Consider the following 13,876-nt stretch of genomic DNA (forward strand, 5'->3'; position numbering starts at 1 on the left):
AACAAACAATACATCAATGAATTGATTCGAGATTTGAAAGCTTACCTTGATGATCTTGTGACTTTTCCAAGATCGTCTCGGCAAGCGCCCACACGAATTATCTGACTGAATTTTTAAAGAGCTGTTAGACAAGAAGCGCTCGAAGCGAATCGACTTGCTTAACTGAGGCTGCGTATTATACAGAGGCAATCCTCGGTGTCAACACTTAAATCAAAACTTTCAAAACTCTTTTCAACGTTGCTTATGGAGAAAAGTGATAGAAAACAAAGTGTTAACCGTTGCCGAGAGACTTGCTCTGTGACAACGAGGGCGAATTATACCCACAAAATAAGGAAGTGCAAGGTTTTATTTCAAGTCTGAGAAAATCATTGTAAAAAGCGAAGCAGCATTGTCTCTCTTTTCTAAGAAATCAAAAAAACAGCAAATTAAATGACATGAGAGGGTTTACCTTTTATAAAACAAGGGCTACTGCTTGCCAGAAGAAAACCTAAGAGGTAAAAAAATAACAACATTGACTGTTTCAACCAGACCAACCAATGGAGAAAAAATGAAAATACGTATAATTGCAATTCTAACCGCTATTTACCTACTGTTACCCATACACGCCTTCGCAGAAGTTAGGCTCACCGATAAATATACCGACTCTGAACTGGTTCAAATTATTAAAGATGAAGGCTATAGCGGCGTAAAGAAACTGAGAGACGGAGTAATAAGGATCAAAGTTGAGGGAAAATCATACATCTTAATCAACAAGGACGATGGTGATCTTCAAGCTTACTATGGCATCGGCGGCGTAAAGGTATCTTACAAAGATATTAACGAATGGAATAAAACCAGACGCCTTTCTCGTGCTTATTTAGACTCCGACGAAGACCCCGTACTGGAATCTGATTTGCTCGCTAACGGAGGATTGTCAGTGGAGCATGTCACTGAATTCTTCAGAGTGTTTAAAATATCCGTTCAAAGCTTTAGAGAATTTATTATTGAGAATGATAAAAGCTAAGCCGGTCATGCACACGACCCGTCTTACAATCTATTAGCAGAGCCACCACTAAAAACTGTCGCTGCGATAGGGTGGCTCGCTAAAACCTTGCTAAAACATAGACCCATTGAAAAACGAGATCTATTTAAAACAAGGCTGACTACTTACTAAAGAATAGCCAGTAGTTCAACTTCAAACACAAGCACAGAGTATGGAGGAATAGCACCTGCGCCACGCTCACCATATGCTAACTCTGAAGGAATAGTTAGGCGCCATTTCGATCCTGCTGGCATTAACTGCAAAGCTTCAACCCAACCCGAAATAACACCGTTAACAGGGAATTCGGCAGGCTCATTGCGAACAACAGAGCTGTCAAATACTTCACCATTAATTAGCTCGCCGTGATAATGAACACGAACTTTATCTGTCGCTGAAGGTTTTTCACCCTCACCAATTGCCAGTACTTCATACTGAAGACCTGACGCTGTCACTGTAACGCCTTCTTTCTTAGCATTATCAGCCAAATAGTGAGCACCGGCATCAACGGTTTCTTTATGGGCTTCTTTTTGTTTTTCAGCAAGACGCTGCTGGATCACTTCAAACGCTTCATGAAGCTCCATATCCGTTAGACTACTTTCTTTGCCTTCATAAGCGTCACGCAAGCCTAGAACGACTTGATCAAGTCCTAAGCCTTCAATTCCGCTGCTAGCAAGCTGTTCGCCCATTTGACGACCAATGCCGTAACCTACTTTTGCTTCAACTGTGTTCAGTTCGCTCATTTTAAGGCTTACCCTTTGATTTTATTAAAATTCTATCTTATCACTCCTCCTGAACAGATTCACCCGCCGATACCTTTTTTCATAGGCCACGCACCAGTAAAGACAGATGATTTTCCTGTTTTATCATTTTAAGCCAGTTTGATAAACCATCAAAGTTTACTTTTACGTCAACGTCTCTTATATTCAACCGTACAAACAAGATATCTCTAGCGTTAGCAAAGTAAAAAAACGCGCTATATTAAATAGAAATGAGATGTCTATTGTGTGTGCCTTATCAGGTACAGAGTAATCAGGCCACAGGCAAGCGGCTTTTTCACCCGATTAAGCAGTCACCGACAAAATCGGTATCGCCTGTACTTCTGACACAATCAGATAGCAACGACAAAAACAATAAAGGAAAGCTTATGAGCACCTCAAAGCAGTCCGAGGCTCCGGTGGTTCACCGTCCTGTCTTTATCGATGGCAGTGACTTAACAACCCCTACTCTCAAAATACTTCGTCAAGATGGCTCTCTTTACGAAGGAGCAGAACTGCCAGATATTGATCAAACACTGGCCTTAAAAATCTATGACACTTTTCTGTTTATTCGCGCCCTTGACGAACGTATGGTCGCAGCCCAGCGTCAGGGACGTATCAGCTTTTATATGACAGAGGTTGGGGAAGAAGCTGCCGACATAGGTAGCACCGCTGCTTTAGCCCATGACGATATGATCATGGCGCAATACCGTGAACAAGGCGCACTGGCGTTTCGTGGTTTTCCTTTACAGCAGTTTATGAACCAGATGTTCAGCAATGAGAAAGATCTGGGCAAAGGTCGCCAAATGCCCATTCACTATGGCTGCCGTGAATTAAACTATATGACGATCTCTTCGCCTCTGGGGACTCAACTCCCTCAGGCGGTCGGTTACGCCTACGGTTATAAATTAGAAGAGAAAGATAACTGTGTAATCTGCTATTTTGGCGAAGGCGCAGCGTCTGAAGGCGATTTCCACGCCGCTATTAATATGGCTGGTGTTTTTAAAGTACCGGCTATTTTCTTCTGCCGAAACAATGGCTACGCCATTTCAACCCCATCCAGCCAGCAGTTTGCCGGTGATGGTATTGCCCCTAGAGCAATCGCCTACGGTTTAAAAGCCATTCGTGTTGATGGTAATGATGTACTAGCCGTTCTAAAGGCAACACAAGAAGCTCGCAAGCTGGCCGTTGAACATAATCAGCCCGTTTTGATTGAGGCGATGACCTATCGCTTAGGCGCGCACTCCACCTCCGATGACCCATCCGGTTACCGTAGTAAAAAAGAAGAAGAGAAGTGGCGAGAAAAAGACCCTGTACTTCGCTTTAAAAACTGGCTGATTCAACAGGGCTGGTGGACTGAAGAACAGGATCAAGACGTTTCTGACGCGAAACGTAAAGCCGTTATGGCCGCAATGAAAGAAGCAGAAAAAGTAGCAGCGCCGCACCTTGACGACCTTATTACCGATGTCTATGACACCCCTCCAAAGCACCTGCAGGATCAGTTAGCCGCGTTGAAAGCGCATATCCGACAATACCCAGACGCTTATCCAAAAACGGCAGGGAGATTAGACAATGAGTAATATGAATCTGCTCCAAGCGGTTAATAACGCCTTGGATATTGCCATGGACAAAGACTCAAAAGTCGTTTGTTTTGGTGAAGATGTGGGTCACTTTGGTGGTGTTTTCCGCGCAACCAGTCGCCTTCAAGAAAAATACGGTAAAAACCGCTGCTTTAACACGCCACTTACCGAGCAAGGCATTATTGGTTTTGCCAACGGTTTGGCCTCTGGTGGCCATAAAGCCATTGCAGAGATTCAATTTGCCGATTATATCTTCCCTGCTTTTGATCAAATCGTGAACGAAGCCGCTAAATTCCGCTACCGCTCGGGTAATGAGTTTAACGTTGGTGGGCTAACGATTCGTTCGCCTTATGGCGGCGGTATTCATGGTGGTCTGTATCATTCTCAATCACCGGAAGCTTATTTCACCGGTACTCCGGGGCTAAAAGTTGTTATTCCCCGCAACCCCTACCAAGCGAAAGGCCTGCTTTTAGCCTCGATTCGCGATGACAACCCAGTCATTTTCTTTGAGCCAAAACGTCTTTATCGAGCCTCAACCGGTGAAGTACCAGAAGAAGACTATGAACTACCGATCGGTAAAGCTGACATTATGCAAGAAGGTAGTGATATTACCGTTCTTGGCTGGGGTGCTCAGATGGAAGTGCTCGAAAAAGCGGTTGAAATGGCCGCCGCAGACGGTATCTCCTGTGAGCTAATCGATCTTCGCACGCTAATGCCGTGGGATGTTGAGACAGTGAGTCGGTCGGTACAGAAAACAGGCCGCCTACTGATTAGCCACGAAGCACCGCTATCCGGTGGCTTTGCAGGTGAGATAGCCGCAACGATTCAGGATACGAGCTTCCTTTATCTAGAAGCTCCCATTGCTCGTGTTACGGGTTTGGATACGCCATTCCCTCTGGCCCATGATAAAGAATATATGCCAGATCACCTTAAAAACTACGAAGCCATTAAACGCAGCGTATCGTTCTGATAATCGCAGGAGAAAACTATGATTCAGGAATTTATTCTGCCGGATATCGGTGAAGGTATCGTTGAGTGCGAGCTGGTTGAATGGCTGGTGAAGGAAGGTGATATTATTGCCGAAGATCAGCCGGTAGCCGATGTCATGACCGACAAGGCACTGGTTCAGATCCCTGCCATGCATCACGGTAAAGTGGTTAAGCTACACTACAAGCAAGGCGAAATTGCTAAAGTACATGCGCCATTATTCGCAATGGACGTTGAACCTCAAGACACCGCCGCGGCTTCAGATACCACCACCGAAACCCTTTCTGATCCATCAAAGGCGACGGCGGCGACAACTAGCAGCGGTACTCGCCGCAAGGACTTTATCCTACCGGATATTGGCGAAGGTATTGTTGAGTGTGAACTGGTTGAATGGCTGGTTAAAGAAGGTGACTGGGTTGAAGAAGATCAACCTGTAGCTGACGTTATGACCGACAAAGCCCTCGTACAGATTCCCTGTATGGATCAAGGCCGTATCAGCAAGCTCTATTATAAACAAGGTGAAATTGCCAAAGTACATGGGCCTTTGTTTGAAATTGAGATTGCAGATGACGCTCAACCGGAGCCAGCATCTGTAGATTCATGTCAGCCACAACAGCAACCACAACAGCAGGCTCAAGCGGCTCAAAGCTCAAGCCAAGAAAACGCTACGGTTGTGACAATGGGTGTTGTGGCAATGGGTAAGGCGTTAGCTAGCCCTGCCGTACGCCGTATTGCCCGTGAGCATGATGTTGATATTAGCCAGGTAAAGGGCAGCGGCAAAGATGGCCGTGTACTAAAAAGCGATATTCAGGCCTTCGTAGACGGAACCCTTGATGGTAAAAACGCTTGCTCATCAGCCCCTAGCGCTCAACTGGGAATTCAAACACCATCTGAAACATCACCATCCAATGCTAAGGCAACGGAAAAAACAGCAGAGAATCGCGTAGAGCCTATCCGTGGTATCAAAGCGGCGATGGCAAAACAGATGATCCGCTCGGTTTCCACGATTCCTCATTTTACCTATGCGGAAGAGATGGATATTACCGATCTGATTACCCTGCGTAAAAAACTAAAAGCAAGCATGGAAGCGAAGGGCGTCAAACTAACGCTAATGCCTTTCTTTATGAAAGCGATGGCGATGGCGATTGAGCAGTACCCCGTACTCAATAGCCGCGTAAATGATGACTGCACCGAACTGACCTATTTGGACAGTGTCAATATCGGCATGGCCGTTGATACGCCTATTGGTCTTTTAGTGCCCAATGTGAAAAATGTGCAAAATTTGAGCATTAAAGAGATCGCACAGGAGGTCAGCCGTTTAACCGAGTCCGCCCGTGCAGGCCGTGTCAGCCAAGATGACCTAAAAGGCGGCACTATCAGTATCTCTAACATTGGTGCATTAGGTGGCACTATCGCCACACCGATTATCAACAAACCAGAAGCTGCCATTGTGGCCCTAGGTAGGACACAATCTCTACCACGCTTTGATGATAACGGCGGCGTTGTTGCACGGAATATCATGCAAGTTAGCTGGTCCGGTGACCATCGAATTATTGATGGTGGCACTATCGCTCGCTTCTGTAATTTATGGAAAGAATATCTGGAAGATCCCACCACCATGCTGGTCGACCTGCACTGACAATGGTTTTTAGACGGCAAAGGCGGCAGAAGTAGATCATCCTATTTCAGCCATGTTATCCGCTAATAGCCGATACCTTAACAGGCATCCAGAAGACCTCTGGGTGCCTGTTTTGATTTTGGCATCAACCTTTTTAAATGTTCCAGCCATTGGGGTGGTTTATGTCTGAGAAAGGCAAGGTAGAAAAGAAAACAGAATACGACTCTCATCTTCAGCACTTTTACATCAACGAAGAGCAATCCATCTACCTGATGAGCCATCAGGATGCCCAAAAGATCAAAGATTGGGTGGTTCTGTGCGAGAGCCAACTGAAACAACATGGCTTTTCTGAGATTGAGTTTATTGGCAAAGGCGCTTACGGCTTTGTATTTGGCGGTTTATCCCCCACAGGTAAACCCTACGTTTTTAAATTCTCCCGCATAAATCTGCCCCAACATGTGCAAGATCGACTAGAAGAAGAAGCGTGGATGCAGAACCAACTGCAGCACAATAATATTCCAGCCGTGATTGAATACACCCGTATTAAAAAACAGTCCGTATTGATTATGGAACGGGCAAAAGGCATGGATTTAGAACAATTCAGCTTAAAAAACGGCCCTCTGCCACCCAGATTAGTAGTGAGTATTGCCGCCCAATTACGGGATATTCTCTGGCAGTTGAGAAACTTTAAAGAAACATCCGCCTATACCGCCACCCCAAGCCTTAAGCCCATTGTTCACGGTGATATCAAACCTTCTAACGTTGTGATCGACCCTGAAACAGAAACCATTAAGCTAATCGATTGGGGTTCCAGCGTTTTTGCTCAACTGGACAGCCAAGGTCAACCCGTTAGCGATAACGGTATCAGCATGATGAGCGCCGACCATCAACATACCAATGCCAAACTGGGTGACGTCTACTTTATTGGTGAAGAGCAACTAAATGGCGCGCTTTCTTCGCCTCGTTTTGATGAACAAGGTGTTGCAGGAACCCTCTACGCCATCGCTTCAGGACAATCCTGCCGTTACGGCCATCAAGCTATTCCTGCAACGTCCCTAGGCTTACCGATAGAGTTTGCGCGCACCCTGCAAACATTACTGGATGATGATGTTAAAAAGCGCCAGCAAGCAGGGGACTACTTTATTCGTGAAATGCCTAAGATGCAGCATTTGGTGTTTGCAAAAGATCAATGGCCGCAACCCAAACCCTTAATTCCGATTTGGAGCCACCAGCACACCAGCGCCATCGACACGGTCGTTTACAACTCTCGGAAAACCTTTCTGCGTGAAGAGCAGATGGATCACTATCTGGCGGAGGTTAACGACGTGGAGCTGGAAAAATACTACAAAAACTTTATGCATGGCATGGGCAAAACCGAACGAGCTTTTCTTGCCAGTATCAGCCGATTAGGCAAATATCCGTTAGTGGGCGGTCTGGGCATTCATTGGAATGAAAAAGGCGTACATATTGATTCCAGCCTTAATCTCTACCAACCGGAACGCTCCCTGTTAGATGCCGTCTCACAGGAAAAGCATCAGCCGGAACTACAAGCGGCCTTTACCGCCGCCGTCAACAATATGGTGCATCTTGCAAGATCTATTCGCCGAGTCGGTGTTTTTAAATGCTGTATGTTTAACGCTCGGGTTACGCTCCACATGGAGCGTGACGACCCGTCTCAGCCCTTTATTGCCCCAAAAGGCGTTTCAATCCCCTTTGAAATCACGCCAGCGCCCTTGGTTGATGAGCCAAGCCGCCTGCATTCCTACTTTGAAGATGGTGAAGATCCAGAAGAACTGCTTGTACTTCCAGACCCCATCCGAAAGCAAATTGAGCGCCTGAACAGTATTCGCCATACCGGCTGTATTATTTTCGAGAGCCTGCCTCACCATCTTAAACTACACAGCTATTATGTCTTACTGGATGATCGTAAAGAGGATGAGTTTAGAGAGGCATTACAGATCATTCTGCAACATATCCCATTGATTGATGGGCAGGGGATCTCTGGCTTTATGAAACTACCCTACAAGAACACCCGTAGCTTTAGCCACTTGGAGTGTCAGCCAGATCACTTCTACCCGAAAAATCCTAAGGAATAGTTTTTTGACATTCTTACGAGGGCTTAACCGAAAAAATAAACTCAAAATGGCAAATGAACCCGTATTCTATTGTGTGCCCGCTGAAGCATACGAAAGAGTAATCGATAGACTCGAAGATCTTGAGCTACTGACTATGACAAAAGAGTGTCAATCTGAAGACAACATTTCGGTAAACATTGATGACCTATAGTAAGCTCAATTTCAAAAAGAGCACACTCAAAGAGTGGAAAAAGCCTGAGTTTTTCTCAACTTATGGTTTAGTCCACGGAAGCCATGATCGCGGCCGTCATAGACGTAAAAACGCGAAGAGGCTTCAAGGTAAACCCTTTAAGGGCTTTTATATCTCAGAATAGAGGATTACAGCCCAACAAGAACATCTTGTTCAAAGTAAAAAAGCACGGCATCAAACAGCTCTTGATCCGTATAGTCTGTTTTCTGTACGGTGAGAGTGTCAATCACGCGCCCTAGCATACGGGTATCAATAAAATAGCTGTAGCCGGAGTTGATCATGGAGGCTTCAAAGTCCTCAAAGCTTCTGCTCGAAAGCAGCTCTTCTTCCTCTAGCACCGAGTAAAGCGGTGTCTGTAGGGTCAAAGGTGCCGTATCATCTTTAAAAACAAGCCAAGTATTCTGGGCGTTACGCTGTTGATGATCTCTGGCCCCATTGCCATGAGAGCAGCAATTTGAAAGCCAGTTTGCAATACTATGAGGCTCACCTAGACGCCGCTTTATCTCCATATCGGTCATACTTCCCCCTTGTTACAGCCGATGTTTTACGCTGTAAACTTCAATGAAACGTGCAATACCATTCATATGAACCATCCATATGACATTGTCGCTAAAATCGCAAAGCCATTTGCGATGTCCATTATGGGAAAAAATCACCTAAACCAAAACAACTTAGATGATAAAAGAGCCTCGCTTTAACAAATTTAAACTTGGGCAAGGATTTTCAGATATAAGGGATCACAAGGCGTTTCATGGTGCAACACTACTCACAGAGCAGAAAAATTTATTGCAAAGATAGCTTTACCTTCTCAATGGTAGGACACTGGTCACGTGATGATTCAAAGCGGAAGATCGCTTATTGAAAGCCAACCAATCTTCCGCAAAACCACCCTTCACTTTATGCTTTTACTTTTGCCCCTCGGGCGCTGTGCAGTTTTTTATAACTATCAATCAGGCGCAGGTGTTTATCAATGCCCTCTAACTGCATATTGGTTTCGGTAAGACCGTGGAAACGAACACGGCCTTCGATAACACCAACGATGTCGTCCATACGGGCTTCACCAAACATACGGCGGAAACTGGTTAGGTAATCGGCCAAGGCCATCTCATCATCGAGAACCACTTCCAATGCTGCGTTCATTCCCTGATAAAACAACCCTCGCTCTGCCGAGTTATCATTATATTGAAGGAAAGCTTCTATCCCCTCTTTCGCGTCTTCCAGGGCCCCTAGAGCGAGATAGATCATCAGCTTTAACTCTAAAATTGTCAGCTGACCCCAAACGGTATTTTCATCAAATTCGATGCCAATCAGGGTGATAATATCGGTGTAGTCATCCAGCTCACTCTCTTCCAGTCGCTGCACTAGGTCTTCTAGCTGATCATCATCAAGGCGGTGCAGATTAAGTATATCTTCTCGGAAAAAGAGGGCTTTATTCGTATTATCCCACACCAGATCTTCCACTGGGTAGATTTCAGAATAGTCAGGTACAAGAATGCGGCACGTTGGTACCCCTAGATCATCACGAACCGTCACATAAACCTCTTTATCCAGCTCGCGTAAAATACCGAATAGGGTTTCTGCTTCCTGCTGGTTGGCTTGTTCTGAGGTTAGGCTATTATCATTGGCGGTAAAATCCCACTCACAGAACTCATAGTCTGCTTTATCGCTAAAGAAACGCCAAGACACGACGCCGGTTGAGTCTATAAAGTGCTCAACAAAGTTATTTGGCTCAGTCACCGCATGGCTTTCAAACGTAGGCTGCGCCATATCGTTCAAGCCTTCAAAGCTACGGCCTTGCATCAATTCCGTGATACAGCGTTCCAGCGCTATTTCAAGACTTGGATGCGCACCAAACGAGGTTAATACGCCACCCGTTCGCGGATTCATCAAGGTAATACACATCACTGGGAACTGACCGCCTAAAGAGGCATCTTTTACAAAAATCGGAAAGCCCTGCTCTTCTAAGCCTTGAATACCTTCAAGGATACGAGGAAACTTCGCTATTACAGCATCAGGCACATCCGGCAGCGCCAGCTCTTGCTCTAGAATTTCTCGCTTAACCGCTCGCTCAAAGATCTCCGACAGGCACTGTACCTGTGCTTCCGCTAGGGTATTACCGGCACTCATGCCGTTGCTTAAATAGAGGTTTTCGATCAAGTTAGAGGGGAAATAAACCGTCTCACCATCAGATTGACGTACAAAAGGCAAAGAACAGATACCACGCTCGATATTACCGGAGTTAGTATCGTACAGATGGGAACCCAATAGCTCCCCTTCTGGGTTATAAATAGCAAGGCAGTAATCATCCAAGATACCGTCCGGTAGCGCGTCCTCAGGCCCAGGCTGAAACCACTGCTCATCGGGATAATGAACAAAATCACTATTGGCGATCTCATCACCAAAGAATTGATCGTTATAGAAGAAGTTAAAATTTAACCGCTCCAGAAACTCACCTAATGCCGACGCTAACGCCGCTTCTTTTGTGGCACCTTTACCGTTGGTGAAACACATTTGCGACGCCGCATCCCGAATATTTAAGGACCAAGCATTAGGGACAATATTGCGCCATGAGGTAATTTCAATCTTCATCCCCATATCCGCCAGTAACTGGGTCATCTTGGCGATGGTTTGTTCCAGCGGCAGATCTTTACCGGCAATGTAAGTACTCGCTTCACTGGAAACCTCAGCCATTAGCAAGGCCTGTGAATCATCATCCAGATTATCGACTACTTCAATAACAAACTCAGGGCCGGTTTGTACTACTTTTTTCACGGTGCAACGTTCAATAGATCGCAGAATACCTTGGCGATCTTTTTCGGAAATATCTTCCGGTAGTTCAACCTGAATTTTGAAGATCTGATTATAGCGGTTTTGCGGATCAACAATATTGTTTTGGGAAAGGCGGATATTGTCCGTTGGTATATCACGGGCAAGGCAGTAAACCTTAACAAAGTAAGCCGCACACATGGCAGACGACGCCAGAAAATAATCAAACGGCCCCGGAGCAGAACCATCCCCCTTATACCGGATAGGCTGATCAGCGACCACCGTAAAATCATCAAACTTGGCTTCTAGGCGAAGATTATCGAGAAAATTGACGTTAATTTGCATGAAACAGGCTACTCAGTAAAAACAGATTTAGCGCACAGGCGCTCACTGCCCGCTATTATCCATTTTTTCAGCGCTGAGTCTTGGCCTTTGAGTCAATAGCCGAATCAATAGCCGCTTGATTTCACTTCCGTGGCCTGAAATGCCAACACACAGGCACGACAGATACAGGCTTTTTTTCTGGCCGGTATAGGGACTTGTGACAATAGTGTTTCAGGAAATTTAATGGCAGGGTCACGGCACCAGCAGGCGTTATTATCGTTACTTCCGGCTGCATTACCGCAATCGTTATTACCACAATCATTACTATTACCGCAAAGTGGGCAAGCCCATGGATCAATCTCTGTATCAGTAGGCTTCAAAACAAGGCTCTCAAAGTATCGGTTACCATTAAATCATTCGGCTATTTTAGGGTTCTTTATATCATTGAGCCAGCGATCTCATGCTTCCCCTTGCCGATTCTATGCGATCTGGCACAATCAGTATTTCAAGCTTAAATATCCTTCAACCTTTCACCATACCAAATAGGCACTTTATGTCTGCTTCTATGGCTTCTGATACAGCCTCTGAATTTTACCGTGAACAGCATAAAAAACGTTTAAGCTGGATGCCGTGGTTATATTTCCGCTTAAAGCCAAAACATCTATCTTGGGCTAAGCCGTGGCAAGATGATATTCAACACGCCTTAATGCAGCTGGAAACCATAACACTGGCAGAACGGGTTTTTATAGCCCCCGAAGCAGCACTATTTGCAGAACAAGGACGAAATATAACCATTGGGGAAGAAAGCTTTGTCGCCGCAAACTGTTTTCTCCATGGGCCGCTAACCCTTGGCCGAGAAGTCGCGATCAATCACGGCTGCTCCTTTGACGGCGGTAAGGCAGGTATTCGCATCGGTGATCAAACCCGCATTGCCAACCAGTGTAAACTGTATGCTTTTGATCACGGCATGGCCTACGATAGCCCAATCTATCAGCAACCAAATACCTCCAAGGGCATTGTCATTGGTTGCGATGCTTGGATTGGAGCTGGAGTCGGTGTTCGCGATGGCGTTACCATTGGCGATCATGCGGTCGTGGCTATGAATGCCATGGTGACCCAAAATGTGCCCGATTTTGCTATTGTGGCAGGTAATCCAGCCCGAGTGATCGGTGATCGACGGGACAAACCGATTGGCTTTCGTGAACAGGCCACAGGGCTTACGCCATAATTCTTATTTTTATCACTAGCAACCAGTAGCCTCTGTTTAAGGAGCCAGAATGCCGTTACATATCTGTTTTATTCACGGGAAAGAAAGCGGACCTTGGGGCAATAAGGGGCAACTGTTTTCTCGTCTCGCCCATGAGCATGGCCACGAATACAGCGCGCTCAATTATTTAACGGCAGAGAACCCCGATGACCCAGAGTCTCGCGTTAAAATGCTTAAGAGTTATCTGGCAGAAAACCGTATCCCTCCAGAAGAGCTCGTACTCGTCGGCTCCAGTATGGGTGGTTATGTTGCCGCCCGCGCCAGCCAATATTACAAAGCCGTAGGATTGTTTTTATTGGCTCCCGCCTTGGGACTGGATAATTACCCTGTAAAATGGCCTGAGATTCGGGCTGATTCTATTTATCTGATACACGGCCTGTTTGATCGAATAATCCCTTGGATGAACTCTAATGACTTGAGCCAAAAGCTAGGCTGTAAAATCCACTTGGTAGCAGATGACCACCAACTAAGAGATAGCATGGCGTTTATAGAAGAAGACTTCTTGATTTTTCTTAAAGCATTAGAGTGACGGGGTCTTGTTTTATCCCACTTCTGTAGGGTCCACTTAAAATATCCATAAAAATTGAATCTTTAGCGTAACCTCTAGCGTAAAGAAAGGATCAGTCTTACACATTAAGATTTTTTCCGGCAGCTCAGGCAGCTCAATGATGTTCACTAAAGTGAACCCTTTCCCATAATGAGAACGCTATAGATGAAATTGAAGATAAGTGAAATAAAAGTCGCCATTATTGGTGGCTTGATCGCACAAATTGCCTTTGAGGCCTACGCATGGCTTATTTCTCCCCTTGTGTTTGGCCCAAAGCTGCAGCCAGCCTTTCTTGTTATAGGCTTGTTTGAACAATATGTAGGAGTAACGCCTTCATACTCAGTGGCCTTTAGCCTTCATGCGCTTATTGGTACCCTAGGCTTTGGAATATTTACATTGTTGTTCTATAAGGCTTTTCGGGGCCGAGCGATTTTGTCGGGCTTTATTTCAGGTCTAATGTTGTGGTTTATCGCTCAGGGCGTACTGGCTCCGGCCATGGGCCGAGAATTTATGATGGGCTTTGGCGCTTATACTCAGTCTTCTTTTGTGTCCCATGTCGGCATGTCGTTGATTATTGCGCTGTATTTAAGCCACGCACTCAAGAAAAATCAGACCGCTGAAGTTCAGATTAAATAAGACAAATCTTCGATAATCTATTGGGCAGCCCTGGCCTTGGCATCGTGTGA

The 13,876-nt window shown here is 45.6% G+C and carries 12 protein-coding genes; 8 read left to right on the forward strand and 4 right to left on the reverse strand.

The window, feature by feature from the left end:
• Positions 1 to 472: 472 nt before the first annotated feature.
• A complete protein-coding gene (locus G517_RS20160; RefSeq protein WP_157833182.1) occupies positions 473 to 1,003 on the forward strand; it encodes a YbjN domain-containing protein in 531 nt (176 codons plus the stop codon).
• Between the two features lie 146 nt (positions 1,004 to 1,149).
• Here the strand turns inward: G517_RS20160 and bamJ are convergent, their stop codons facing one another.
• The gene (bamJ, locus tag G517_RS0110440) at positions 1,150 to 1,761 is read right to left on the reverse strand and encodes a BamJ family beta-barrel-assembly machinery protein (protein ID WP_028304369.1); all 612 of its coding nucleotides are present in this window, start codon (positions 1,759 to 1,761) and stop codon (positions 1,150 to 1,152) included.
• A gap of 404 nt (positions 1,762 to 2,165) precedes the next feature.
• Between bamJ and G517_RS0110445 the strand changes: the two genes are divergently transcribed.
• The 4 genes from G517_RS0110445 to G517_RS0110460 all read left to right on the forward strand — a co-directional run bounded on the left by G517_RS0110445 (position 2,166) and on the right by G517_RS0110460 (position 8,057).
• On the forward strand, positions 2,166 to 3,356 hold the full coding sequence (locus G517_RS0110445; protein ID WP_028304370.1) for a thiamine pyrophosphate-dependent dehydrogenase E1 component subunit alpha: 1,191 nt from the start codon (positions 2,166 to 2,168) through the stop codon (positions 3,354 to 3,356).
• Complete coding sequence (locus G517_RS0110450) at positions 3,349 to 4,326, forward strand: alpha-ketoacid dehydrogenase subunit beta (RefSeq protein ID WP_028304371.1); 978 nt, start codon at positions 3,349 to 3,351, stop codon at positions 4,324 to 4,326. Before G517_RS0110445 ends, G517_RS0110450 begins: the two co-directional genes overlap by 8 nt.
• A gap of 18 nt (positions 4,327 to 4,344) precedes the next feature.
• Complete coding sequence (locus tag G517_RS0110455; protein ID WP_028304372.1) at positions 4,345 to 5,982, forward strand: dihydrolipoyllysine-residue acetyltransferase; 1,638 nt, start codon at positions 4,345 to 4,347, stop codon at positions 5,980 to 5,982.
• 161 nt (positions 5,983 to 6,143) lie between these two features.
• Positions 6,144 to 8,057, forward strand: a complete 1,914-nt coding sequence (locus G517_RS0110460; protein ID WP_051206293.1) for a protein kinase domain-containing protein — start codon at positions 6,144 to 6,146, stop codon at positions 8,055 to 8,057.
• Positions 8,058 to 8,414: 357 nt separating this feature from the next.
• Here the strand turns inward: G517_RS0110460 and G517_RS0110475 are convergent, their stop codons facing one another.
• From G517_RS0110475 to G517_RS20510, 3 genes are all read right to left on the reverse strand, one after another.
• A complete protein-coding gene (locus G517_RS0110475; protein ID WP_028304374.1) occupies positions 8,415 to 8,804 on the reverse strand; it encodes a DUF7716 domain-containing protein in 390 nt (129 codons plus the stop codon).
• Between the two features lie 379 nt (positions 8,805 to 9,183).
• The gene (locus tag G517_RS0110480) at positions 9,184 to 11,397 is read right to left on the reverse strand and encodes an OsmC domain/YcaO domain-containing protein (RefSeq protein WP_028304375.1); all 2,214 of its coding nucleotides are present in this window, start codon (positions 11,395 to 11,397) and stop codon (positions 9,184 to 9,186) included.
• A gap of 104 nt (positions 11,398 to 11,501) precedes the next feature.
• Positions 11,502 to 11,756, reverse strand: a complete 255-nt coding sequence (locus G517_RS20510; RefSeq protein ID WP_084632164.1) for a cysteine-rich CWC family protein — start codon at positions 11,754 to 11,756, stop codon at positions 11,502 to 11,504.
• Positions 11,757 to 11,929: 173 nt separating this feature from the next.
• Here G517_RS20510 and G517_RS18700 point away from each other — a divergent pair, with 173 nt between their 5' ends.
• The 3 genes from G517_RS18700 to G517_RS18710 all read left to right on the forward strand — a co-directional run bounded on the left by G517_RS18700 (position 11,930) and on the right by G517_RS18710 (position 13,826).
• On the forward strand, positions 11,930 to 12,604 hold the full coding sequence (locus tag G517_RS18700; RefSeq protein WP_051206295.1) for an acyltransferase: 675 nt from the start codon (positions 11,930 to 11,932) through the stop codon (positions 12,602 to 12,604).
• Positions 12,605 to 12,653: 49 nt separating this feature from the next.
• Positions 12,654 to 13,172: a YqiA/YcfP family alpha/beta fold hydrolase gene (locus G517_RS18705; RefSeq protein WP_051206296.1), complete on the forward strand. Its 519-nt coding sequence runs from the start codon at positions 12,654 to 12,656 to the stop codon at positions 13,170 to 13,172.
• 183 nt (positions 13,173 to 13,355) lie between these two features.
• Positions 13,356 to 13,826 (forward strand): hypothetical protein, encoded by a 471-nt coding sequence (locus tag G517_RS18710; RefSeq protein WP_051206297.1) that lies wholly within the window; start codon positions 13,356 to 13,358, stop codon positions 13,824 to 13,826.
• The last annotated feature ends 50 nt before the right edge of the window (positions 13,827 to 13,876 follow it).

The organism is Oceanospirillum maris DSM 6286, assembly GCF_000422865.1.
Taxonomy (GTDB): Bacteria; Pseudomonadota; Gammaproteobacteria; order Pseudomonadales; family Halomonadaceae; genus Oceanospirillum; species Oceanospirillum maris.